Below are 24,335 nucleotides of genomic sequence, written 5' to 3' on the forward strand. Positions count from 1 at the left end.
CCGCTCAGACTCGCAGTGCCCGACCGGCGCGCGTCAGCGCCTCCGCATCGGACGCGACGACGACGTCGGCGAACCGCTCGCGGTAGTCGCCGAGATCGTCGCCGACCGAACCGACCACCGCGACCACCGGAACGTCGCCGCAGCGCGCGAGGATCGCCGAGACGATCTTGCCCGCCCGCGACTGGCCGTCGAGCCGTCCCTCGCCGACCACCACGAGATCGGCGGTGCGCACGGCGTCGTCGAATCCCACTGCGTCGAGCACGAAGTCGGCTCCCGACCGCAGTTCGGCACCGAACCGCGACCACATCCCACCGGAGAAACCACCGGCCGCACCCGAGCCGTCGACCTCCCGCGGGTCGCGAGGAAGCGTCAGCGCGGTCTCCTCGAGGCGGCGCGTGAGCAGCGCGACGGCGGCCGCGTCGGCGCCCTTCTGCGGCCCGAAGATCCGTGCCGCATCGGTGTAGCGGGTCGTCACGTCGGACAGCACGGTCACGCAGGCGTTGTCGAGCCCACCCCGCTCGTCGATCGCGGCGATCGCGCCCGCACCACCGTCGGTCGTCGCCGATCCACCGGCCGCGACGACGATGTGCCGTGCTCCGCGCCGGACGGCTTCGGCCATGACCATCCCGGTGCCGTAGGTGTCGGCGGTGACGGCGTCGCGCGGACCGTCGTGCGGGGTGGTGATGCCGCTCGCCGTTGCGAGTTCGACGACCGCCGTGCCGTCCGGCGACATCCCCAGCAGCCCGCGGCACGGTGACCGCCACGGATTCACGGCCTCGACCTCGATCCGGGCGAGACCGAGGGGCCCGGCGAGCGCGTCGAGAGTGCCCTCACCGCCGTCCGCGACGGGCATCCGGATCGCGGTGTGCCCGGCGCTCTCCACCCCGGAGGCGATCGCGTCGGCGACCTCGACGGCGGTGTAGGTGCCCTTGAAGCTGTCGGGGGCGATCAGGATGCGGGTCACCGGAGCACCCAGTCGAAGGCCTCGGCCTCGGAGCGGGCGCCCTGCCGGGCACGCGACCGGTTCGGTTCGTCCAGTTCGGCGACGATGTCCTCACCGAGCCGGACCAGGGAGCCGAAGACCTCCGGATCCAGCCACGACGGACGGGTCGCGAACAGCAGGTCCTCGCTCGCGGTGTTGCCGCTCGCGCCCGGCGCGAACGGGCATCCGCCCAGGCCGGCGAGCGCACCGTCGACGACGGTCGCTCCGGCGTCGATCGCGGCGAGGCTGTTGGCGACACCGAGACCCCACGTGTCGTGACCGTGGTAGACGATCCGCCGGTCGGGGGATTCGGCGGCCAGCCTCGCGATCAGCGACGACACCTGGCCGGGCACGGCCTGACCCAGCGTGTCGGCGACGACGATGTCGGCGGCTCCGTCGGTGCGCGGGTCGCACGCGATCTCCACGACGCGGTCGGGGTCGACCGGCCCGTCGAACGGGCACGTGAACGAGGTGGCCAGGCACAACTGGATGCTGCCGCGGGCGGCGTGGGCGCGTTCGATCGCCGCCGGCATCGCGGCGATGCTGTCCTCGGTGTCGCGGCCGATGTTGGCGCGGTTGTGGGCGTCGGAGACCGAGAAGCAGTACTGGAACCGTCGGGCACCGGCCGCGATCGCCTTCTCGACGTGGCGCGGGGTGGCGACCCAGATCCAGCAGCGGTCGAGTTCCTCCTCGGTCAGCGCCGCGACGAGGTCGAGGGTGTTCGCCATCGGCGGCACGAGGTCGGCGCGCGCCAGGGAGCCGATCTCGAGTTCGGGCACGCCCGCCGCGAGCAGCGCCCGGACGATCTCCACCTTGCGTTCGGTGGGGAGCAGCTTGCCGGTCAGCTGCAGTCCGTCGCGCAGCGTCACGTCCCGCAGGATCACGTCCGTGCGTGCTCGGTCACTCGTCGGTCCCGCCACAGTTTCCGCCTCCCCGTCGTGTTCCTGCCGACCCCACCGTCTCGAACCGCACCAGTATGCCCCGGTCACCGTGCGGGCACGATCCGTCGACACACCGATGGACTTTCGTGAGGACTGTGACAGATGACACTATCCTCACCGTTCTGATCGTGACTTGCCGGAAGGTGCGGGGAAATGGCTTCGGTCCTGGGAAAAGTACTGCTCTGGATCGCTCTGCTGGGGGGACTGGCCGGGGCGGTGATCGCCGTGTGGGCGCTGCACGTGAACGGGCTGGTGGCCTCGCTCATCGTCGCGTCGGTGACGGGACTCGTCCTGCTGCGGCTGCGCCCGGAGGCGCGTGACGACTCCGACTCCGACATCGCCCTCACCTGACGGGAAACGGGGCGTTCGGACTGTAGGGTGAGAACCGGCGTCCGGGTCGAGGGCGCCTCGCGTGGACGCGCTGCACGAGCGCGGCGTCGACGCCGGAGAGGGGGCCCGCGGCCTCCGCCGGGCGTGGAAGAGGAGCAACGGTCAGTGTCGCTGTGGTCTCGTGCCTTGTCGTCGGACGAACTCGACAGTCGTCGCTGGGTGGATCTGATGCCGTGGATCGACCGCTACGGATCGGCCCGCACCGCCGCTCTCGGGGCACTCGTGTCGTCGTCCCGCTGGTGGGAGAACGAGTCGCCCGCCGAGACCTGCGAGCACACCGAGATCCCCGAACTGTGCGCCGAACTCGCCCACATCTACGTCACCGACCACCCGGAGCTGCGCTTCGCGGACGGTCTGCTGCGTGAGGACGAAGTGCCCGTGGCCGCACTCGATCTCGGCCCGGCCGCCGCGACCCTCGTCGCGCGCCTCCCGCACGCACCCACCACCGCCGAGTTGTTCAGCCGCAGTCCGGCCGACCTGCTCGGGATCCGCGGCGCCGACCGCGATGCGGTGGAGGAGATCGTCTGCGCCGCCCTCGTCGCGACGGTGCTCCGCGAACCGGCCACCCTCGAAGCCGATCCGCGTGCCGCGCGGGTGCCTGCCGCGGCGCTGCTCCTCGACGACCTGGCGGCGCTGGCGCGGTGGAGTCGCGTGTGCGGCCGGGACGATGCTCCTCTCCTGCAAGCCGTGATCGACGACGGGGCGCCGGAGGAGATCCAGGACGCCGCGGCCCGGCTGCGAGCACTCACCGCCCGCGACCTGCCGGTGGCGGCGCCGGCCGATCCGATCGCCGAACTCACCGACTACCTGAAGGGCTTGCCCGACGCGGAACGCACGGCCCTGCGGCGCCGCGTCCACGACGACGTCGACGACCCGGCCGCGCCGTCCACCTTCCCGTTCGGCACGGCGGTCGGCGACCTGCTCGCGGCGCTGCGCGTCGACGTGCGGCCGGTGGCGGCCTTCGACCGGATGGTGCGCACCCACCCGGTGCTGGGCCGGACCGTCCCGGGTTTCGACGTGCCCCTGTGGCGGGTGCTGCACCGCCTCGACGACCGTTTCGAGGTCGCGGACGGGTGGATCGCAGTACCGGATCTGCCCGACGCCGAGAAACAGACGCGCGGACTGCTCTCGGAGTTCGAATCGCCGAACGGTGTGGTCGAGCCTGCCGCGGTGAAGGCCGTGTGGTCGCTTCCCGACGACGAGTTCGAGGCGTGGACCCGGTACTGCGGCACGACGACCTTCGAACGCCGTCTGCTGTCCCCGCCGGACGGACTCGCCGGTCGCGCCGCTCAGGTCCTGGAGGTGCTCGGCGACCCCCTGACCGCCGACACGCTCGTCGCGCGCATGGGGGTCAACGCCGACGTCCACACCCTCGTCTCCGAACTCGCCGACGACGAGCGCTTCACGTCCGACGGTGAACGTTGGGCGCTGGCCGAGTGGGACGTCGACGTGGTCACCGCCATCCGCACCCGCATCGCACGGCTGGTCGATTCCCGCGGCGGCAGTGCCGATCGCGACATGGTGGTCGCCGCGCTCGTCGACCGATTCGGCATCTCCGAGGATTCCGCCCGGACGTTCACGGCCGGAGGGGATTTCGAGGTCGTCGACGGCCGTGTCCGGCGCCGTCACCGCTCGCACGTCCCGATCTCCGTGCCCGAGCGCACGCGCCGCCTCTACCGGCTGGGCGAGGCCTGGCGTCTGCGCATCCCCGCGACCCGCGACCACCTGCGGGGAGCCGAGTTCACGGTTCCGTCCGCCGTCGCCGCGATCGCCGGGTGCGCACCGGGTGGGCACGTGGTGCTCCCGTCCCGCCTGGGCGGCCAGACCCTGCGCTGGACGGGACCGGTGCCGCGTCTGTCCTCGATCCGCCGGTTCCTCGAGGACGTCGGGGTGGAGGAGGACAACGAGCTGCTGCTCGAGGTCCGCACCGACGGCCGGTTCGACGTCCTGCCGCTGCGCACCGTCGCCGACAACGCCGAACCGCTGCGCAAGGCGCTCTCGCTCATCGGCCACACCGAACCGGAGACCGTCCCCGAGGAACGGATCGCGTCGGCGTTGGCGTCCGCTCTCGGTCTCGACGGGGAGTCGCGTCCGCGCCGGATCCTGTCGGCCTACCGGGCCCGCAGGGAGACCGAAGTGGTGGCTCTGCTCGAACAGGCTTGGGTGCGCGTCCCGAACTGAGCCGGAAGACGTGATGCATCCGGCCCTCCGACGTAGCACGATTGGGGAATGGCCGACACGTCGAAACCCACCGCTGCAGTCCCCACCGCCCCCGACGCGGTCCTCGAAGCGTTGCGGGGAGCAGTCGCGTCGGTGGAGGCCGCCGTCGTGCGTCTCGAAGGCGACGACGCGGCGCCCGGAACCGTCGACCGCGTGCTCGACCTGGCCGGTGCAGAGCCGGCCGGCGACATCGTCGCGACCCACAATGCTCTGACCAGGGCGGCATCGATCGTCGACCACACGGGCGGTCTGCCCGACCGGGACTGGCAGGCGATCGCCGACCTCGGGGAGGTCCTCGCCCGGACGGTGACGCGGCTGCGCGGGCACGTCTCGTCGTCGCTCGACGATCTCGGACTCGACGCGGCGGTGGGTGAGCACGTCGAACTGCTGCAGAAGGTCGCGGTGGAGGAGGCGCTGGGGGAGACGCTGCAGTTGCTCGTGATCGTCGAGGACTGCCTGTTCCTGTGGCATCGCGTGCATCTGGCGCGCACGTCCGACGACGAACTGCGCGACGCGCTGGCCTCTGCCCGTCAGGTCCTGGCCGACCACTTCACGCAGGACGCCGAACTGCTGCGCCGCGCCCGTGCCGCGCTCGCCCGGTTCGCGGAGGGCACCCCGATCGAGGTCGTCCGCCGCCTGTCGTCGGGACGGACGACGAAGGTGCTCGCGGGTCTGCGTCAGGACTTCGACGACTTCCGGTGGGCGTGCCGCGCCGACGAGGCGGGCTGGCTCGACGACGAGGACCCGGTGATCGCCGAGGCCCTGGACTCGATGAGCAGCCCGCTCAAGGCGGTCGGGGGAGTCCTCGGCGACGTGTTCGAACGCGGGCGGGCGCGGGTGACGGAGACGTGGAGTCGCTCCGACGCTTCGGAATCTTCCGCTTCGGGATCTGCCGATTCCGCAACCGCCGGATCCGACGACCGGCAGTAGACGCTTTCGCACCGCTTCGCGGAGAGCGCTCGGTCCTCATACCTAGATCTGCTAGGGTCACCGTTATCCATAGAACTTCTAGGTATGAGGACGACATGTTCATCGAGAAGGATCTGGTGGCCGCGTCCGCCACCCCGCTCGTGCTCGGCATCCTCGCCGAGGGCGAGTCGTACGGGTACGCGATCATCAAACGCGTCAACGAGCTGTCGCAGGGCCGGATGCAGTGGACCGACGGGATGCTCTATCCCCTCCTGCACCGTCTCGAGCGGGCGGGGCACGTGTCCGCGGCCTGGCGTGTCGCCGACAACGGCCGCCGTCGCAAGCACTACGCCATCACCGATGCGGGCCGCGAGGTCCTCGCCGAACGGGCGGCGCAGTGGACGGTCGTCGCCGAGGCGCTGCACCAGGTGTGGCAGTCGGCCCAGTTGCCTCCCGCCGTCGCGCCGGGGTGGTCGTGATGACACTCGGCGCACCTCTCGAGGACCGGATCGCCGGCTGGCGCAGCTACGTCGCCGACCATCGGGTCATCTCGTCCTCGGACATCGACGAGATGGAAGATCATCTGCGGGAACAGATCTCGGATCTCGTGTCGGTCGGACTGTCGGCCGACGAGGCATTCCTCGTCGCGGTCGGCCGGATGGGCGGTCTCGACGAGATCTCCCGCGAGTTCGCCCAGGAACACTCCGACCGGCTGTGGAAACAGCTCGTCCTCTCGGGTGGTGGCCGCGATGAGGAATCCGGAACCCCTCGGCGCCGTAGGGAACTCGCGGTCGTCCTCGCCTGCGCGCTCGGTGCCGGTCTGGCCGTCCGGGCCGGATTCGAATGGCTCCCGGAGACCGCGCTGGTGCGCAACGCCGCCGTGCTCGTGCTGCCCTTCCTCGCACTGTACTTCGCGTGGAAGCGGGAGATGAGCGCGAAGAGCAGTGCGCTCCTTGCTGTTCCGTTCGTCCTCGCGGCGATCGTGCTCAACGCCTTCCCGTTCGAGCCGGGCGGCGCCACCGAAATCATCGCGGCGATCCACGCCCCGGTCGCCCTGTGGTTCGTCGTCGGAGCGGCCTACGTGGCGGGGCAGTGGCGATCCCATCGCCGTCGCATGGACTTCGTGCGTTTCACGGGGGAGTGCGCCGTGTACCTGGCGCTGCTCGCGCTCGGAGGTGGCGTGCTCATGGGGCTGACCGCGGGTGCCTTCAGCGCCCTGGGAATCGATATCGAACCGTTCTTCGAACAGTGGATCGTCCCGTTCGGGCCGGCCGGAGCGATCGTCGTCGCGGCCTGGCTCGTCGAGGCGAAACAGCAGGTCGTGGAGAACATCGCACCCGTTCTCACCCGGGTGTTCACGCCCGTCACGATCCTCATGCTGGTCGCGCTGTTCGTCGCGGTGATCGCGTCCCACAGCGTCCTCGACGTCGACCGGGGCCTGCTGATCCTCATGGACCTGATCCTCGTGCTCGTCCTCGGGCTCCTGCTCTACTCGATCTCCGCCCGCGACCCGCACGCCGCACCGGACGTCTTCGATCTGCTGCAGGTCGTGCTGATCGCCGCGGCGCTCGCCGTCGACCTGCTGATGCTCACCGCGATGGCCACCCGCATCGCCGAGTTCGGTTTCACCGCCAACAAGGTCACCGCCCTCGGTCTGAACCTCGTCCTCCTGGTGAACCTCGTGTGGGCGGCGTGGCTCGGCATCTCGTTCCTGCGGGGCCGCTCGGGTTTCGCGGCGGTCGAGCGGTGGCAGATGCGGTACCTGCCCGTCTACTGCGGGTGGGCGGCACTGGCGGTCGTCGCGATCCCGCCGCTCTTCCGGTTCGTGTGAGCTTCCGCCCGCAAGAGCGGCCGGGACCCGGGACTACGGTAGGACCATGCCCAGGACGGACGCGGTGCCCACGTACACGATGAGGCAACTCGCCGCGTTCGTCGCCGTCGCCGAGTGGGGCACCATCACCGCGGCCGCCGACGCGATGCACATGTCCCACTCGGCGCTCTCGTCCGCGATCACCGATCTGGAGAAGGCTCTCGCGGTCAAGCTCCTCGTCCGGCAACGCGCGCGGGGCGTCAAGCTCACACCGACCGGTCACGCGGTGCTCGAGCGGGCGAAGATGCTGCTGCACCATGCGAGCGAACTCGAGAGCGACGCGCGGTCGGAGGCGGGCGACATCGTCGGTCCGGTGGCGGTGGGGTGTTATCTCTCCCTCGCGCCGACGCTGTTGCCCGCCCTCATCGCCGAGTTCACCCGCGCCCATCCGCGCGCCGACGTCGACTTCCGCGAGGACACCCAGAACCGTCTGCGGATGTTGCTCGACTCGCACGAGCTCGACGTGGCCTTCCTCTACGATCTCGATCTCGAACCGGGACTCGAGACGGTCACCCTCGACGTGCGCGAGCCGATGGTGCTCGTCTCGGCCGATCATCCGCTCGCCGGAGCCTCGCAGGTACGCCTGCGCGATCTCGCCGACGAGCCCATGGTGCTCCTCGACGCCCCGCCGAGTTCGGGGCACGCCCTGCGGGTGTGCGCGGAGGCCGGCTTCACCCCGTCCATCGCATACCGGACGCAGACCTTCGAGACGGCACGATCGTTCGTGGGGCGCGGACTGGGGTGGACCCTGCTCGTGCAGCGACCCGCCGTCGACGTCACCTACGAGGGCCGGAAACTCGTCCTGCTGCCCGTCGTCGACCCGACTCCGGAACCGGTGCCGGTCGTGCTCGCGTGGCGCAAGGACGCCCTTCCGAGCCGTGTTGCCCAAACTTTCACGGACTTCGTCGTCGACGTCGCGAGGACCTCGCAGGCACTCTGACGTGGCCGAACGTCCCTATCCACGGAATTTCCGAGGATATTCACCGACTTTGTGCGCTTTGCAAACGATGTGACCGCTCTCATGATTGGTCCCACTGCGTCCGAACGCTCGTTAATCGGATGCCTCGGATCGACCGCCGGAGAGGGCACTGAACATGACAGTCCTTGACTCGACGCCGCAGACGTCGGCAAGAGCCGCACGCAAAGCGGCGCTCGGCAGCTTCGTCGGTACCGCCATCGAGTGGTACGACTTCTTCATCTACGGCACCGCCGCGGCACTCGTGCTCGGCCCGCAGTTCTTCCCCGGCTCGTCCGAGGTCGCCGGAACTCTGGCCGCCTTCGCCACGCTCGCCGTCGGCTTCATCGCGCGCCCCATCGGCGGCGTCGTGATGGGCCACTTCGGCGACCGCATCGGCCGCAAGTCCATGCTCGTCGTCTCGCTGCTGCTGATGGGCTTCGCGACCGTGGCGATCGGCGTGCTCCCGAACTACGCGGCCATCGGCGTCGCGGCACCGATCCTGCTCGTCGCCCTGCGATTCATCCAGGGTCTCGGCGTCGGCGGTGAGTGGGGCGGAGCGGTGCTCGTCGCCACCGAGAACGCCCCGGCCGGCAAGCGCGGCCTCTACGGCGCGGCACCGCAGATCGGTGTGCCGGCCGGTGTGCTGCTCGCGAACCTCGTCTACCTGCCGCTGACCGCCTTCCTCAGCGAGGAGACCTTCAACGCGTGGGGCTGGCGCATCCCGTTCCTCGCCTCGGCGGTGCTCGTCTTCGTCGCCATGTGGATCCGCCTGGGTCTCGAGGAGAGCGAGGAGTTCAAGGCCGCCAAGGACGCCCCCGCGGCCGAGGAGAAGCTGCCGATCCTCGAGGTGCTCACCCAGCACTGGAAGACCGTGCTGCTCGCCGGTGGCACCTTCATCGCCACCAACGGCATCGCCTACGCCTACATGGTCTACGTCCTCAAGTACGGCGAGGCCACGCTCGGGTTCAGCAAGACCACGATGCTCGCGCTGCTCATCGCCTCGTGCCCGTTCTGGATGGCCGGCATGGCCTTCGCGGCCTGGCGCTCGGATCTCGTCGGACGCCGCACCGTCTACATCCGGTCCTCGGCCGGCCTGGTCGTCGCCGCCGCCCTGTTCTTCCCCCTGATGGACACGGCGCTCCTGCCGGTCATGCTCCTCGCGATGGTCGGCCTCGGCTTCACCCTCGGCTGCTGCGCCGGTCCGCAGTCGGCACTGTTCGCCGAACTGTTCCCCGCCAAGATCCGCTACAGCGGTGCGTCGCTCGGCTACCAGGTCGGCGCGATCCTCGGCGGCGGTCTCGCACCGATGGTGGCGACCTCCCTGTTCGCCGCGACGGGCACCTCGATGTCCATCACCGGTTACTTCGTGCTGATCGCGCTGATCAGCCTCATGAGCATCCTGCTGCTGCGCGCGCCGTCCGCCGGGCACGCGAACACCACCGACTCCCGCCGTTCTCCCGAGGAAGGTGCCTGATCATGTCGACCTACTACCAGCCGCCCAAGTACCCCGCCTCGAAGTTCGAGTCGATGACTCCCGCCGACGAGACGCTGCCCGTCGTCGTGGTCGGTGCCGGACCGGTCGGCATGGCCGTCGCCCTCGGGCTGGCCCAGCGCGGTGTGCCCGTCACCATCCTCGAGGCCGCCGATCAGGTGTCCTTCGGCTCGCGTGCCATCTGCATCTCGCGCCACAGCCTCGAGGCCGCCGCCCGCCTCGGCTTCGGCGACGAACTCGAGAAGATCGTGCTGCCGTGGGTCGGCGGTCGCAGCTTCTACCGCGACCAGCAGGTCCTGCACTTCCAGATGCCGCAGCGTGACTTCGACGTCCGCCCGCCCATGATCAACGTCTCCCAGTCGGAGTTCGAGCAGATCATGGTCGACACCATCGAGCAGAACCCCCTCGTCACCCTGCACTGGCAGGCGCCGATCGCCGGGATCCTGCGCGGCGAGGACGAGGTCACCCTCGAGGTCGACACCGCCGCCGGCAAGCGGCACCTGCGCGCACGCTGGGTCGTCGCCGCCGACGGTGGCCGCAGCCGCATGCGCGAACTCGCGGGCCTGCGTCTGCAGGGCACCAGCTACGAGGGCCGCTACGTCATCGCCGACATCCACTGGGAGTCCGATCTCCCCGCGGAGCGCATGGTCTGGTTCGACCCGCCGAGCAACCCCGGCTCGACGATCATCATGCACAAGCAGCCCGGCAACATCTGGCGCATCGACTACCAGCTCGACCCGTCCGAGGACGCCGAGATCGAGACGCAGGAGGAGGCGATCCGCGCCCGCATCGCCAAGCACCTCGACTGGCTGCAGAACGACCTGCCGTGGACCCTCGAGTGGAAGGGCTTCTACAGCGCCCGCGCACTCGCCCTCGACGAGTTCACCCACGACCGTCTCCTCTTCGCCGGTGACGCGGCCCATCTCGTGCCGATCTTCGGTGTGCGCGGGCTCAACTCGGGCATGGAGGACGCCGAGACCCTCGCGTGGCAGCTCGCCGCGGTCGTGAACGGCAACGCCGAACCCGCCCTGCTGACGGCGTACTCGTTCGAACGCCACAACGCGTGGGAGCAGAACGTCGCCAACGCCGGCAAGTCCACGCTCATCATGAGCCCCGGCAGCCACGGCTACCGCACCACGCGTGACGCGATCCTCGCGCTCGCCGTGGGACGCCCCGAGTTCGGGCACCTGATCAACCCGCGTCAGTCCAGCGCCACGCACGCCCGACTGTCGCCGCTGACCTGGTCGGTCGCCCCCGGCACCGAAGGTGTGCTCCCGGGCGATCCCGTCGAGGACCGCCGGATCCGCATCGCCGGTCGCGAGACGTCGCTGAACGACGCGCGCGGCACCGGCTTCGCCGTGCTCGGGGTCGGCCTCGACGCAGCGGGCTCGGCCGCCCTCGCCGCCGCCGCGAACGGCCTTGCGCAGGCACTCGCACCCGAGAGCGTCGCGGCCCTCGCCGTCGACAGCGCAGAGGTGGACGGTGTGACACTCCTCGACGCGCCCGATCTCGTCGAGGCACTCGGCGCGACGGCCGGTGAGGCCTTCGTGATCCGCCCCGACGGTCTGCTGCTGTGCCGTGTGCCGGTCGCCGACCTGGACGGTGTCGCCGCGTCCCTGCGCTCGGGTGCCGCCCCGGCCGGCGCGGAACTCCCGGCCCGGCCCGCCGAGCAGGTCACCGAGGACGACCAGCGTCGTGAGAACGTCTGGCTCGGCCTGTCGACCGCCCTGGACCAGGCCGCCGAGGACGACCGCGAGGGCTTCCTGACGCGACTCGCGCTGGTGCTCGGCTCGCAGGTCGACCACCGGCAGTTCGAGGAGGCCATCGCGGCGGCCGCGGACACCTCGCCGCTGCGCGTGGAGGAACTCGCCCCGCAGGCCTGAGCGATCACATCGCTCGTATGTCCGCCCCCGGTTGCCCCCTGCTACCGGGGCGGACTGCTGCGCGGGAACTACCGCAGCGCGTCGAGTGCCTCGTCGATCGGGACGTCACCGTTGTTGAACTCGATGGTGCGTCCCACCGTCCCCGGCCGCTCGAGCACCGCTGCGGCGACGGCCGCGACGTCGGCGCGCGAGACCTGTCCCTTGTCGCTCGCCCCGTGCCCCTCGATCTCGATGCGGCCGGTGGGCGGGTCGAGGGTCAGTGCGCTCGGACCGAGGATCGTCCAGTCGAGGTCGGTGCCCCGCAGATGGGCGTCCGCGGCCGACTTGGCCTCGGCATAGGCGTAGAAGCTGTTGTCCTCGGGGACGCCGTGGTCGGGGCGGGCCCCGAAGTACGACACCATCACGTACCGGCGCACCCCGGCCTCCTGCGCGGCGGTCATCGAGGCGATCGCCGCGTCGCGGTCCACCGCGTAGGTGCGTTCGGGATTCCCTCCGCCCGCGCCCGCGGACCAGACCACCGCGTCGTGTCCGCGCAGCAGTTCGGTGATCTCGGCGATGTCCATCTTCTCGACATCGGCGACGACGGGCGTGCCACCGGCAGCGCGCACATCGTCGGCGTGATCGGGATTGCGGATGAACGCACTGGTCTCGTGACCGGCATCGGCCAGCAGCCGCTCGAGATGCAACGCGACCTTGCCGTGTCCTCCGAAGAGTGCGATTCGTGCCATGGAGACCTCCTGACGATGAAGTGGTTCCCGTGCAGCATGCCCGGAACCGGTCACCGCGAACCGTGACGTCCGCCGCCGGGTGACCCGATCAGGCGATGCGTTCGAGTGCGCGGTCGACGAGATACTCCGCGATCGCCATCGACGAGGTGGCCCCGGGCGACGGGGCGTTGCGCAGGTGCACGACCCGTCCGTGCCCGGTGACGACGAAGTCGTCCTCGAGACCTCCGTCGGAGTTCATCGCCTGGGCGCGGATGCCGCGCGGACCCGGCCGCACGTCGTCGACGGTCAGCCCGGGCATGTACGCGGCCGCATCGGCGACGAACCGTCGAGTGCTGCTCGCCGTGCGCAGTTCCCGGCCCGCTGCGGGCAGGTTGTGGGCGGCGAACCGCCAGAAACCGGGCCAGGCGACGGCGTCGCGCAGATCCCGCCACGATCCGCGCCCGCCGCGATAGGCCTCGCGGCCGGGGGAGAGGAAGGCGTTCGGTCCCACCATCACCTCACCGTCGATCCGGCGGGTGAGATGCACACCGAGGAACGGATAGCGGGGGTCGGGCACCGGATAGATCAGCCCGCGCACCTTCGCCGCCGCGTCCGGTTCGAGCAGCAGGTAGTCGCCGAGGAACGGGACGATCCGCGGGTCGCGGGTGTCGCCCGAGGTGTGGGCGAGACGGTCGGACTGCAGTCCCGCGCACGTGATCACCAGGTCGAAGGCCAACTGATCGCCCGGGATGTCGACGACGACCTGCTCGCCCGCCTCGCGGATCGCCGTCACGGCGGTACCGGTCCGCACCGTGCCACCCGCGGCGACGACGTCGTCCGCGAGCGCGCGGGTGACGGCGACGAAATCGATGATCGCCGTGTGCGGGGAGTGCAGGGCTGCGATCCCGACGGCGTGCGGTTCGATCGCGGTGATCTCGTCGGCACCGATGCGCCTGATGCCGGGGACCCCGTTCGCCGTGGCCCGCGAGAAGATCGCGTCGAGCCGGCCGAGTTCCGATTCGTCGAGGGCGACGACGACCTTGCCGCATTCGTCGTAGGGCAGGCCCTTGTCCGTGGTGAACGTCTGCAACAACTCCACACCGCGCCTGCACAACCGCGCCTTGAGGCTGCCGGGCGTGTAGTAGAGGCCGGCGTGGACGACGCCGCTGTTGTGCCCTGTCTGATGCGCGGCGAGCCGGTCCTCCTTCTCGAACAAGGTCACGTCGGCGTCGGAGAGAGCGAGTTGCCGGGCGGTCGCGGCACCGATGATCCCTCCACCGACCACCGCGACGCGAAGGTTGCGAATACTCAAGTGCCGCTCCCTGTTCTCCGCGGATCGTGACGTCCGTCCGCAGTCCGGCGAGTATATGTCGCGACGCTGTGACGACGGGCTCTTCTGTCGGATCGCTCGGCGAAATCCCCCGAGTGAGGGATGGCCGAGGTCACGAACACCGGCCGAGACTGGATCCACGGAATGGAGAGGTTCACCGAGAACCCTCGTCGATCGGATAGTGCCATGAAGAAACATCGTTCATCTCGTTCCATCGCAGTACTCCTCGCCGCGTGCGTCGCCGTGGCGGTCGGCGGCGTGGCGTCGGCGGTGCCCACACCTGCCCACCTGCACTTCGGTCAGGCCGTGAGCGTCGGTGACGGAACCGCGCGTGCGTATGCCACCGTCGACGAGAACGGTGCCCCGACCGCCGTCGGTATCCGCTTCTCGCCGGCGGCCCTCGACGGACTGCCCGATGTCGACGGGATGTACATGCTGCACCTGCCCCTTCAGGCATCCGACACGGTGTTCGACCACGTCATGCTGAACTGGAATCCGCGCGGACACGATCCGACCGTGTTGTTCGGGAAGCCCCATTTCGACATGCACTTCTACATGACCGACATGGCGTCGATCGAAGCAATCGACCCGGCCGCACCGGATTACGCTGCTCGCGCCGAACGATTCCCGGACCCGAAGTACATGCCGAGCGACTACGTGACCCCGCCGGGGATGCTCGCATCGCAACTCGCGGTGCCGTTGATGGGTGTGCACTGGCTCGACATCACGGAAGGAATGGTCCCGGGTGTCTACGACTTCACCGAGACCTTCGTCAACGGATCGTGGGACGGCGACTACACGTTCATGGAGCCGATGATCACGCGGGAGTGGTTGCTGACCAGTCCGACGATCCGCGAACAGATCAAGTTGCCGGCCGCCTATCAGCACTCGGCCTGGTATCCCACCGTCTACAGCGTCGGATTCGACGAGCAGGCGCAGGAATACGACATCGCCCTCGGAGGGATGGTCCCGCGTCAGGCATCCTGACGCATTGTTCATGAAAACCGTTGCAGTACACCAGTAACAGTAACTACGACACCGATCCGAACGGAGGAAAGTCATGCCCGTAACCGAGGAATCCGTCGTCATCGACAAGCCCGTCGACGAGGTCTTCGCCTTCTTCGCCGACCCGGAGAACGCTCCGGTCTACATGACGAACGTCATGGACTACGAGCTGGTCTCGGGTGAGGGCGGCAAGGAGGGATCCGTCTCGCGCGCCACCGTCAAGGTTGCCGGACGGCGGATCGAACTCACCGAGGAACTGGCCCGGGTCGAGCCCGGCAGAGCCCAGCACCGCCGCAGTGTGAAGAGCCCGATCCGGTACGAGACCGTCTATCGCTTCGAGCCGGTGGAGACGGGAACCCGCGTCACTTTCCACCAGGACACCGAGGACGTCGGGAACTTCTTCGGCAGGTTCACTCAGCCGGTCGTGGAGAAGCTGTACGCGCGCGATGTGCGGAACAACCTCGAACATGCGAAACAGCTTCTGGAGGAGGGAGATGCGATCGAAGGGTGATGCGGAGGATCGACCGGCACCTACCGGACAGGTGCCGGTCCTTCGCGTGTTCGTCAGTGGTCGACGAGCGTCAGCACCCGGTCGGCGGCAGCCGATGCACCGTCGACGGTGCGGAGCCGGGCTCCGAGTTGTGTTGCCGCCGTGCGATGACCGTCGTCGGTCAGCAGACTCGCGAGAGCCGCGCGTATCTGCTCGGGCGAGGCGGTCTTCCGCAGGCGGATGCCCGCCCCGGTCTTCGCGACCTCACGACCGATGATCGCCTGATCCGTCACCGCCGACATGGGCATGATCAGTATCGGAAGTCCGTGTGCGAGAGCCCGGAAGGCCGTCGCGTGCCCGCCGTGCCCGACGACCGCCGAGCAGGTCGGCATCAGTTCGTGGTGCGGGACGTACCGATGGACGGTCGCATTGGGCGGTACACGCAACCCGGTGGGATCGATCGCCGGCCCGGTCGTGACGACGAACTCCGCGTCCATCTCCGCCGCGGCGTCGAAGATGTTCTGGTAGGTGCGGCGCTGGCCGGGGAAACCGGCGGTGCTCAGGCTGACCAGCACGCACGGCGGTGTTCGTCCGACCGCCGCGGCCCTCGCGTCGTGAATCGCACCCGTCCATACGATCGAGCCGTCCGTGCGCCGTCGCGCGGCCGGGTCGAGCATTCGGTCCGAGCACACGAGTCGCATGTCGGCCTGTTCCCACAGTCGCTTCGGCCCCAGGCCGCGTAGTCGCGAACCGATCCCGAACGGTCCGTGCCGGAATGCGCCGTCGAATGCGGCGAAGAAGGAATGGAACAGCACCACGTGCGGCACCCCGGTGCGCGCCGCAGCGTCCTGGGCGTTGAACAGCATGCAGTCGACGATCACCAGATCGGTCGGCTCCCGGGTGATCTCGTCCTCCACATCCCGCGCGACGGCGGGGTCGGTCATCATGGCGTAGGCCATGGTCAGCACTTTCGGGGTGCTCAGTTCTACGTGGGGAGTCCAGGTCGGCGAGTGCCGGTAGCCGCAGAAGACGAGACCGGCGTCCTCCGCGACCTTCCGTTGCGATTCATGACCGAGAACCCGAACGTGATGTCCGCGGCGGTGCAACTCGCATCCGAGTGCTGCTTCGGGCGGGTAGTTCCCACCGCCTTCCAGGGTGACGATCAGGATGCGTGCCACGGTTCACCTCTTCCGATGTGCACCGACCGGGTCGTTCGTCGGCGCCGGTTTCTCGACGAACCACCCATCCGGCCCGATCTCCGTACCGATCCGGGGGAGGCAGTGCGTGAAGAACAATCGTGCGACGAGTTCCTGGCGACTGTTCACACCCGTCTTCGCATAGATGCTCTTCAGATGGTCCTGCACGGTGTACGGACTGATGAACAGTCCACGGGCGATCTCGGTGCGTGTCTCTCCCGCGAGAACACGGGCGAGGACATCGGTCTCCCGTTCCGTGAGACCGTGCAGGGCGGCGGTGAGAGCCACGAGCTGACCGGGTTGTGCGGGTTCGATCGCGACGACGATCCGGGCCGATTCTCCTCGGCCGTCCAGTAACCCGGCCCGCAGGACGAGCCACTGACCGTCCTCCGTACGGACACGGACGACGCGCGCAGCGGAACCCTCGTAGCGGAAACGGACGGCGACCACCACGGCGGGGAGCATGAAGGAACCTTCGGCGCCGAGGCGCTCGAGATACTCGACCGCCTGGGGAGTGGCCGATTCGATCTCGTTGTCCGCGCCCACCACCACGACCGCGGGACCGGAACCGCCGGACGAGATGTCCGCCGCGAGTCGAGGGGATTCGCGGAGCAACGACAACCGCAGTCCGTCGCTGATCTCGCCCACGCATCCTGCGAGGGCTGCCACATCGTCGGCGTCGAAGCGCCGGCCGGGGCCGCGCATGAGAGTGCCGCCGCCCCAGACGCGACCGTCACGGCCCCGGAAGACGAGGCGCACCTCGTCGTCCATTCCCTGCGGTTCGAGGACCTCGCTGTAGGGCAGGGAGTCGCGGATGTCGCCGTCGATCGCCTCGCGGATCGTCTGCACACCGGTCCGCGTCCGGGCGAGCCTGCGGTAGGTGTTCGCGAAGGGCGACGTGCCGTACTCGATGTGCGCCACCGTCTCCGCAGCACGTCCGGCGGGGGCAGCGGCATCGACCATGGTCACGGCCGTGAACAACATGCTCGCCGGATCGACGAGGGCGATGCATCCGATGTCGAAACGGATACGCCGCCGGATCGTGTCGAGGACGGCCTGCCGGAACTCGGCCGGATCGGCGGTTCCGAGTGCGATGTCCCGAACCTCGCTGCGGAGCGCCGACGCCTGCCGTGACGCGGTCATGTTCTCAGTATGTGCTGGTCACGCTCGCTCCGGCACCCTTCGGCGCGGGATGAACGGCGCATATACGGCGAATGCCGTCCCCGACCGGTGGATCGGGGACGGCATTGTCCGGAACGGGACGAATTCCTCTGTGGCGCTGTGTGAGTTCTCAGCGGTTGCGGTCGGAGCTGTAGCCCCAGAGCCAGTCGGTGTACTTGTAGCTCGAGGTGTCGCGGGTGCGGAACAGCTCGTTGCGGGCCTCGCGACCGGCACCGTCGAGGTGCCACAGGTCGCCCCACATGCGTCCGGTGGTGAGGATGCGGTTGCAGCGCGGTGCGCGTTCGGCGTTGACGTCCTTCAGGATCTTCGGCCAGTTCGCGCTGTCGCCCTGCAGGTCCTCGGCAGCGTAGTCGGCGAAGCACTTCGCATCCTCGAGCGCCATGACGGCACCGGAGGCGAGGTACTGCAGCGGCGGGTGCGCGGCGTCGCCGAGCAGGATCATCCGGCCGTCGACCCAGTTGTCGATCGGGTTGCGGTCGAACATCGGCCACCAGCGATCGGTCCACAGGTACTTCAGTGCGGTCTGCACGCTCTCGTGGCAGTGGTCGTAGGCGTGCGCGAGTTCCTCGGGACTGCCCCACTTCTCCTCACCGCGGAGGAATGCGGGGGACTGGAAGACCGCCACCTGGTTGAGCATCTCGCCCTGGCGCAGCGGATACTGGATGAAGTGGCAACGCGGGCCGATGTAGCCCACGACGTCCTCGATCTCTTCCTCGAGCGGAACCTCGTTCATCGGGAAGGTGCCGCGGAAGGCGACGTAACCCGAGCCGACGGGCTGGTCGTCGGACAGCTTCGGACGCAGGCGCGAGTGCAGGCCGTCCATGCCGAGTGCGACGTCGCCGACGTGCTCCTCACCGTTCTCCAGGATCACCCGCACGGTGTCGCCCTCGGTGACCACGTCGGTCACCGTGGAGTTCGTCCGCAGATCCGCTCCGGCCTTGCGGGCCGCCTCGACGAGCACCGAGTGCAGATCCGAGCGGTGCACGACGAAGTACACACCGCCGTAGTGCTGCTGGTAGTCGCGTCCGAGATCGACCTTCGTGAGGATCTCCGCGGTCACGGCGTCACGGAAGACGAGGTTCTTGGGCAGCACGCCCTTCGCGATGACCTCGTCGTAGACACCGAGCGACTGCAGGATGCGCGAGCCGTGCGGGCCGATCTGGAGTCCTGCGCCCACCTCACCGAACTCGGGGGCACGCTCGAACAGCGTGACCTGGGCGCCCTTCTGCGCGAGAGCGAGGGCATTGGCGACACCGCCGATGCCGCCACCGGCAATGAGAACTCGAGCGTCCTTCAGATCGGACATGACACTCCTTCGGATCGTGTGAAGCAGAGGGGAACGGGGCGCGGTCAGCGCGTATCGATCGCGGCGCGATCGACCGCGGTGTGATCAGTGAGCGGAGACCGGGCGGAGCGATTCGTGGCGTGCGGGGAACTTCTTCCAGATCACCGTCAGCAGCAGCGACGAGATCAGGGCGCTGACACCGAAGAGGACGAAGTTCGAGTGGGCACCGAGGCCGGCGGCGAGCAGCCAGCCACCGATCTGCGGGGCCGCGACGGCACCGATGCGTCCGACGCCGAGGGCCCAGCCGAGGGCGGTACCGCGCAGGTGGTCGGGATAGTAGGACGCGACCGCGGCGATGATCAGTGCCTGCGTGCCGTGGGTGCCCACACCTGCGAGGACGAAGATCAGGTAGACCGCGGCGACCGGCGGGTCGAGCAGCAGGGTCAGCAGGGCGACGCCGGCGATGAGCGCGGCGACGATGCTGGTGGGGACCGAACCCCAGCGGACGCCGCCCCAGGCGGTGATGAACGAACCGGCGACGGCGCCGAGGTTCAGGGCCAGGGAGAACGTGAGGGCGTTGCCGAGATCGGTGCCCTCGCCCTGCATGAGCTTGGGCAGCCAGGTGCCGAGGCCGTACCAGGCGAGTAGGGTCACGACGGTGACGGCCGCGAACATGATGCTGATGGTGCGGAAACGCGAGCCGAGCAGTTCCTTGAAACCACCCGCGGAGTTGTCCGGATGGGCGTTCGAGACGGCGTGCTTCGGCAGCACCTTGATCGCCAGCGGGACGAGGACGAGCAGGGGGATCAGCGCGAAAGCGAACATCGGGCGCCAGCCCCAGTTGGGGATGACCGGGATGCCGATGAGGGCGGCGATCGAGCCGCCGATCGGGACGCCCGACATCATCATCGTCGCGACCGCGGCGCGCCACTTGTCCGGCACCAGTTCGGCGGCAAGAGCGTTCGACGTCGGTACGAGTCCGCCGAGTCCGATACCGGCGACGAGGCGCAGGAGACCGAAGATCACGGGTCCGGGTGCCACCGCGCACAGGGCGGTGAAGACGGAGAGGACGACGACGCAGCCGATGACGGCGTTCTTGCGTCCGATCGCGTCGGAGAGCCGGCCGGCGAGGACCGCGCCGATCATCATGCCCACGAACGCCAGGCTTCCGAGGGTACCGGCGGTGGAGGCGCTGATGCCCCACTCGCCCTGGAGGCTCGATATGACGTTGCCGTAGACGATGAGGTCGTAGCCGTCGAACACGACGAACAGCCAGCAGACGATCACCGCCATGACGTGAGCACGGGGGAGTGTGATGTTGCCTCCGGCCCGCGTCGGTGAAGCCTCGTTCTCCAGATGCATTCTTCAACGGTGGGCGCGCGCCGCCCGGCGATGCAATAAAGTTCTGCTATGCAGAATAAGCCGATGGGCACGATCCGCAAGCCGACCTACATGCTCGAGTCGGTCGACAACGCGTTGCGGCTGCTGCAGTTGCTCCGCGATGCGGGTGCGATCCGGCTCAAGGACGCGGCCGCGGAACTCGGCACGGCGCCGTCCACCGCGCACCGTCTGCTGGCGATGCTCGTCTATCGCGGCTTCGCCGTGCAGGACGAGAAACGGATGTACCACCCGGGGCCGGCGCTCGGCGTCGGCCCGGCCAGTCAGGGGTGGACGCGGGACTTCACCGACCTCTGTCGCCCGCACATGGAAGCTCTCGCCACGCTCGCCGACGAGACCGTCAACCTCGTGATCCGGGTGGGCTCGCAGGCGCGTTTCCTGTGGACGGCGGAGGCGGCATCGATCCTGCGTGTGGGCGATCGCCGAGGTCAGGTGCTCCCCGCCGAGCTCACCGCGGGCGGACGGATCCTGCTCGCCGAGCTTCCCCGTGCGGTGCTCGAACAGCTCTATCTGCGACCCGCGGACGAGCCCCACATCAGTCAGGGGCCGAGCCCCGCCTACGCGACCGACCGCCGGATGGCCATCGGGGAGTTCGAGGAGTTCGCGCACGAACTCGAGGCGGCACGCAAGCTGGGTTTCGCGGTCAACGTCGAGCAGACGGAGGAGGGTGTCGCGGCGATCGGGGTGGCGATCCGCAACGGCCGGGGCACTGCGATCGGTGCCCTGACGGTAGCCGTGCCGGTCACCCGCTACCGGCAGCATCTGCGCGGAAGGCTGGTCGCGCAGATGCAGGCGGCGGTGCGGGGCATCGAGGTCGACGTCGCCGATATCGCCGGTCCGGACGTCCCGAATTCCACTGTGCAGAAATAGATGGATTCCCCGGTTCCGGCGCCCCTAGTTTGGAGACAACGCCGGACAAGGAGATTTCATGACTGCCACCGAGCCTGTCGATCCCGAGCTCCAGAAGCTGTACGACGACTTCGAGACCGAACACCTCAACCCGTTGTGGACCCAGATCGGCGACCTGATGCCGATGGTCCCGACGTCCAAGGCCGTCCCCTTCGTCTGGAAGTGGTCGACGCTGTACCCGCTGGCCCAGCGCGCCGGAGATCTCGTGCCGGTCGGCCGCGGCGGTGAGCGTCGCGCCATCGCGCTCGCGAACCCGGGTCTCGGTGGCGTCCCGTACGTCACCCCCACGCTGTGGGCGGCGATCCAGTACCTCGGCCCGAAGGAAACCGCTCCCGAGCACCGGCACTCCCAGAACGCCTTCCGCTTCGTCGTCGAGGGTGAGGGCGTGTGGACCGTGGTCAACGGAGACCCGGTTGCCATGCGCCGCGGCGACTTCCTGCTCACCCCGGGCTGGAACTTCCACGGTCACCACAACGAGACCGATCGGCCGATGGCGTGGATCGACGGCCTCGACATCCCGTTCGTGCACTACACCGACACCGGGTTCTTCGAGTTCGGCTCCGACGGTGTCACCGACGAGGGCACCCCGGACATCTCCCGGTCCGAGCGACTGTGGGTCCACCCCGGTCTGCGCCCGCTCGTGGGTCTCGACCGCAAGACCAGCTCGCCGATCGCGTGCTACCGCTGGGAGCACACCGACCGCGCGCTGAACGAGCAGCTCGCCCTCGAGGACGAGGGTTACGCCGCCACCCCGGAACCCGGCCACGCCGCAGTCCGCTACACCAACCCCACCACCGGCGGCGACGTCATGCCGACGATCCGCGCCGAGTTCCACCGACTGCGCGCCGGCGCGCACACCCGCGCCCGCCGCGACGTCGGATCCGTGGTCTTCCAGGTCTTCGACGGTGAGGGCCGCTTCCATCTCGCAGACAAGAGTCACGACGTCACCAAGGGCGACATGATCGTCGTCCCGTCCTGGGTCGAGTGGTCGCTCGAGACCGACAAGGGTGTCGATCTCTTCGCCTTCTCCGACGCGCCGATCGTCGAACGTCTGCACTTCAACCGCACCATCATCTCCGAAGGAGCCTGAACCCCATGCGTCTCGCCACCCTCCGCCTCGACGGCGGCACCGCCGCCGTCCGCGTCGACAGCGACTCCAGCGCCACCGTCATCGACGGCTACGCCGACCTGTCCGCACTGCTCGCCGATCAGAACTGGAAGTCGGTCGCCGAGCAGGCATCCGGAAAGACCGTCGACCTCGGCTCCGCCGACTACGCCCCGGTCGTCCCCGCCCCGGGCAAGATCGTGTGCGTCGGCCTGAACTACGCGACCCACATCAAGGAGATGGGCCGCGACCTGCCGGAGTACCCGACCCTGTTCTCGAAGTTCAAGGAAGCCCTCACCGGCCCCTACGACGACGTGGTCGTTCCCGCCTACGCAGGTTCGCAGCTCGACTGGGAAGCCGAGCTCGCCGTGGTCATCGGCAAGCAGGCCTACCAGGTCTCCGAGGCCGACGCCGCCGAGTACATCGCCGGCTACTCCGTGATCAACGACTACACGATGCGCGACTACCAGTACCGCACGCTGCAGTGGGATCAGGGCAAGACCTTCGAGAAGACCAGCGGTTTCGGTCCCTTCCTCGACACCGACTACCAGCTCGGCACCGCCATCGAGACCCGCCTCGAGGGTGAGGTCATGCAGTCGTCGAACACCAACGACCTGGTCTTCACCCCGGCCAAGCTCGTCGACTACATCTCGCACATCGTGACCCTGCAGCCCGGCGACGTCATCATCACCGGCACCACCGGCGGTGTCGGCCACGCCCGCAAGCCCGCGCGGTACATCGGCAACGGCGAGGTCTGCGAGGTCACCATCGAGGGCCTCGGCACCGTCCGGAACAAGACGATCATCAAGTAGGAGAAGCCGACCGTGGGATTCAACGATCTCGACCTGTCCGAGCGACTCCTCATCGCCCGCCGGGGCACGGCGTACCTGTCGCAGCGCCTGGCCGAGCTGACCGACGACGAACTCGACGGTCCCACCCTGCTCGAGGGGTGGACGCGCCGGCATCTCGTCGCGCACATCGGCTACAACGCGGCAGCGCTGTGCCGGCTCATGGACTGGGCGGCGACCGGTGTCGAGACACCGATGTACTCCTCCACCGAGCAGCGGGCACAGGAGATCGCCGAGGGCGCGACCCTGAATCCCGCCGCTCTGCGGAACCTGTTCTCGCACACCGTCGCCCGTCTCGACGAGAAGTGGCGGCACCTGCCGGAGACCGCGTGGCAGGCGCAGGTGCGCACCGCACAGGGCCGGCTCGTGCCGGCCGAGGAGACCGCCTGGATGCGCACGCGCGAAGTGTGGATCCACGCCGTCGATCTCGACAACGGTGGACGCTTCGGCGACTTCCCGCCCGTCGTCCTCGACTCGCTGCTCGACGACATCGTCGGAATGTGGCGCAAGAAGGACCTCGGTGCGGGCATCGCGCTCGAGGTCGAGGGACGCGACGCGGTCCGGGTGAACGGCGACGCCGAGACCACCCACACCGTCCGAGGCGATCTCGCCGGTGTCGTCCGCTGGGCGGCCGGTCGCGGAGCCGTCGGCGTCGCCGGCGGAGAACTCACGCCGCCGCGGTGGCTCTGAGGTTCCTGCACGTACGAACGGGCGAAGGCCCTTCCGTCCCCTGGAGGATGGAAGGGCCTTCGCCCGTTCATCGGACGGACCGATCAGCGCGGATCGCGCTCGCAACCGATCCCGTCGTTGTCGCGGTCGAGACGCGGAGCGTATCCGGGGTCGTTGCGGTGGACCGGAGCAGCGCCCGCGTTCCATGCCTCGGTGCAGTTCTTGAACCCGCCGCTCGGTGCGGACGGAGCCGGACGGGGAGCCGGGGGAGCCGGTGCGACCTGCGGAGCCGCCTGAGGTGCAGGCGCGGCCGGGGGAGCCGGAACAGGCGCCGGCGGCGGAGCGAACGGATTGAACGATCCGCTCGGAACGAGATCGGCGATGCCCTTCGGGAGCAGGTCCACGAGAGGGAAGGCGCTGGCGGTCGAGGGTGCGGCGACCGTCAGAGCCACACACCCCAGCGTCGCAGCGACGATGCGGCGGAACTTCATGCGCGAGGCCTTTCTGTACTTCGTCCGGATCCGATTTGCCGGATCCGAACGAAATGTCGGCCTGGATGTCGCGGA

At 69.0% G+C, this 24,335-nt stretch carries 23 protein-coding genes; 14 read left to right on the forward strand and 9 right to left on the reverse strand.

The window, feature by feature from the left end:
- Positions 1–4: 4 nt before the first annotated feature.
- Complete coding sequence (locus LPH33_RS07225) at positions 5–964, reverse strand: glycerate kinase (RefSeq protein WP_229567600.1); 960 nt, start codon at positions 962–964, stop codon at positions 5–7.
- Positions 961–1,866, reverse strand: coding sequence for a hydroxymethylglutaryl-CoA lyase (locus LPH33_RS07230; protein WP_229567602.1), 906 nt, complete (start codon positions 1,864–1,866; stop codon positions 961–963). The genes LPH33_RS07225 and LPH33_RS07230 overlap by 4 nt, the downstream gene beginning before the upstream one ends.
- 210 nt (positions 1,867–2,076) lie before the next feature.
- On the opposite strand from LPH33_RS07230, the gene LPH33_RS07235 reads away from it, so the two are divergent.
- The 8 genes from LPH33_RS07235 to LPH33_RS07270 all read left to right on the forward strand — a co-directional run bounded on the left by LPH33_RS07235 (position 2,077) and on the right by LPH33_RS07270 (position 11,645).
- A complete protein-coding gene (locus LPH33_RS07235) occupies positions 2,077–2,274 on the forward strand; it encodes a hypothetical protein (RefSeq protein WP_059382923.1) in 198 nt (65 codons plus the stop codon).
- Positions 2,275–2,418: 144 nt separating this feature from the next.
- Entirely contained in the window at positions 2,419–4,494 is a 2,076-nt protein-coding gene (locus LPH33_RS07240) for a hypothetical protein (RefSeq protein WP_160874762.1), read from the forward strand.
- Between the two features lie 48 nt (positions 4,495–4,542).
- Positions 4,543–5,463, forward strand: a complete 921-nt coding sequence (locus LPH33_RS07245; RefSeq protein WP_145692630.1) for a hypothetical protein — start codon at positions 4,543–4,545, stop codon at positions 5,461–5,463.
- 95 nt (positions 5,464–5,558) lie between these two features.
- Positions 5,559–5,921 carry a PadR family transcriptional regulator gene (locus LPH33_RS07250; RefSeq protein WP_016691962.1) on the forward strand — a complete coding sequence of 121 codons (363 nt, stop codon included), beginning with the start codon at positions 5,559–5,561 and terminating at the stop codon, positions 5,919–5,921.
- Complete coding sequence (locus tag LPH33_RS07255; protein ID WP_229567604.1) at positions 5,921–7,273, forward strand: permease prefix domain 1-containing protein; 1,353 nt, start codon at positions 5,921–5,923, stop codon at positions 7,271–7,273. Before LPH33_RS07250 ends, LPH33_RS07255 begins: the two co-directional genes overlap by 1 nt.
- Positions 7,274–7,319: 46 nt before the next feature.
- Positions 7,320–8,252: a LysR family transcriptional regulator gene (locus LPH33_RS07260; RefSeq protein ID WP_026061793.1), complete on the forward strand. Its 933-nt coding sequence runs from the start codon at positions 7,320–7,322 to the stop codon at positions 8,250–8,252.
- 154 nt (positions 8,253–8,406) lie between these two features.
- Complete coding sequence (locus LPH33_RS07265) at positions 8,407–9,744, forward strand: MFS transporter (protein WP_229567606.1); 1,338 nt, start codon at positions 8,407–8,409, stop codon at positions 9,742–9,744.
- Positions 9,745–9,746: 2 nt separating this feature from the next.
- Positions 9,747–11,645 carry an FAD-dependent monooxygenase gene (locus tag LPH33_RS07270; RefSeq protein ID WP_229567608.1) on the forward strand — a complete coding sequence of 633 codons (1,899 nt, stop codon included), beginning with the start codon at positions 9,747–9,749 and terminating at the stop codon, positions 11,643–11,645.
- A 68-nt stretch (positions 11,646–11,713) separates the two neighbouring features.
- Here the strand turns inward: LPH33_RS07270 and LPH33_RS07275 are convergent, their stop codons facing one another.
- Together LPH33_RS07275 and lhgO are read right to left on the reverse strand one after the other, a co-directional pair.
- Positions 11,714–12,373 carry an SDR family oxidoreductase gene (locus LPH33_RS07275; protein ID WP_085470453.1) on the reverse strand — a complete coding sequence of 220 codons (660 nt, stop codon included), beginning with the start codon at positions 12,371–12,373 and terminating at the stop codon, positions 11,714–11,716.
- An 88-nt stretch (positions 12,374–12,461) separates the two neighbouring features.
- Positions 12,462–13,658: an L-2-hydroxyglutarate oxidase gene (lhgO, locus tag LPH33_RS07280; RefSeq protein WP_160874951.1), complete on the reverse strand. Its 1,197-nt coding sequence runs from the start codon at positions 13,656–13,658 to the stop codon at positions 12,462–12,464.
- Between the two features lie 210 nt (positions 13,659–13,868).
- Here lhgO and LPH33_RS07285 point away from each other — a divergent pair, with 210 nt between their 5' ends.
- Both LPH33_RS07285 and LPH33_RS07290 read left to right on the forward strand, forming a co-directional pair.
- Positions 13,869–14,669 carry a DUF5602 domain-containing protein gene (locus LPH33_RS07285; RefSeq protein ID WP_229567610.1) on the forward strand — a complete coding sequence of 267 codons (801 nt, stop codon included), beginning with the start codon at positions 13,869–13,871 and terminating at the stop codon, positions 14,667–14,669.
- A gap of 73 nt (positions 14,670–14,742) precedes the next feature.
- Positions 14,743–15,198 carry an SRPBCC family protein gene (locus tag LPH33_RS07290; RefSeq protein ID WP_160874750.1) on the forward strand — a complete coding sequence of 152 codons (456 nt, stop codon included), beginning with the start codon at positions 14,743–14,745 and terminating at the stop codon, positions 15,196–15,198.
- A gap of 53 nt (positions 15,199–15,251) precedes the next feature.
- On the opposite strand, the gene LPH33_RS07295 is transcribed toward LPH33_RS07290, so the two are convergent.
- From LPH33_RS07295 to LPH33_RS07310, 4 genes are all read right to left on the reverse strand, one after another.
- A complete protein-coding gene (locus LPH33_RS07295; RefSeq protein ID WP_160874748.1) occupies positions 15,252–16,355 on the reverse strand; it encodes a glycosyltransferase in 1,104 nt (367 codons plus the stop codon).
- 3 nt (positions 16,356–16,358) lie between these two features.
- Positions 16,359–17,516, reverse strand: a complete 1,158-nt coding sequence (locus LPH33_RS07300) for a helix-turn-helix transcriptional regulator (RefSeq protein WP_160874746.1) — start codon at positions 17,514–17,516, stop codon at positions 16,359–16,361.
- 148 nt (positions 17,517–17,664) lie between these two features.
- A complete protein-coding gene (locus LPH33_RS07305) occupies positions 17,665–18,861 on the reverse strand; it encodes an FAD-dependent monooxygenase (RefSeq protein ID WP_160874744.1) in 1,197 nt (398 codons plus the stop codon).
- Between the two features lie 84 nt (positions 18,862–18,945).
- Positions 18,946–20,133 (reverse strand): MFS transporter, encoded by a 1,188-nt coding sequence (locus tag LPH33_RS07310; RefSeq protein WP_229568281.1) that lies wholly within the window; start codon positions 20,131–20,133, stop codon positions 18,946–18,948.
- A gap of 117 nt (positions 20,134–20,250) precedes the next feature.
- Between LPH33_RS07310 and LPH33_RS07315 the strand changes: the two genes are divergently transcribed.
- From LPH33_RS07315 to LPH33_RS07330, 4 genes are read left to right on the forward strand one after another with little or no spacing between them, the layout of a single operon-like run.
- The gene (locus LPH33_RS07315) at positions 20,251–21,108 is read left to right on the forward strand and encodes an IclR family transcriptional regulator (RefSeq protein WP_160874742.1); all 858 of its coding nucleotides are present in this window, start codon (positions 20,251–20,253) and stop codon (positions 21,106–21,108) included.
- A gap of 58 nt (positions 21,109–21,166) precedes the next feature.
- Entirely contained in the window at positions 21,167–22,237 is a 1,071-nt protein-coding gene (locus LPH33_RS07320; protein ID WP_016695624.1) for a cupin domain-containing protein, read from the forward strand.
- 5 nt (positions 22,238–22,242) lie between these two features.
- On the forward strand, positions 22,243–23,064 hold the full coding sequence (locus tag LPH33_RS07325; protein ID WP_016695623.1) for a fumarylacetoacetate hydrolase family protein: 822 nt from the start codon (positions 22,243–22,245) through the stop codon (positions 23,062–23,064).
- A 12-nt stretch (positions 23,065–23,076) separates the two neighbouring features.
- A complete protein-coding gene (locus LPH33_RS07330) occupies positions 23,077–23,790 on the forward strand; it encodes a maleylpyruvate isomerase family mycothiol-dependent enzyme (protein ID WP_160874738.1) in 714 nt (237 codons plus the stop codon).
- Between the two features lie 83 nt (positions 23,791–23,873).
- Here the strand turns inward: LPH33_RS07330 and LPH33_RS07335 are convergent, their stop codons facing one another.
- Positions 23,874–24,260, reverse strand: coding sequence for an excalibur calcium-binding domain-containing protein (locus LPH33_RS07335; protein WP_016694206.1), 387 nt, complete (start codon positions 24,258–24,260; stop codon positions 23,874–23,876).
- Positions 24,261–24,335 lie beyond the last annotated feature (75 nt).

Source organism: Rhodococcus sp. RDE2, assembly GCF_020885655.1.
Classification (GTDB): Bacteria; Actinomycetota; Actinomycetes; order Mycobacteriales; family Mycobacteriaceae; genus Rhodococcus; species Rhodococcus pyridinivorans.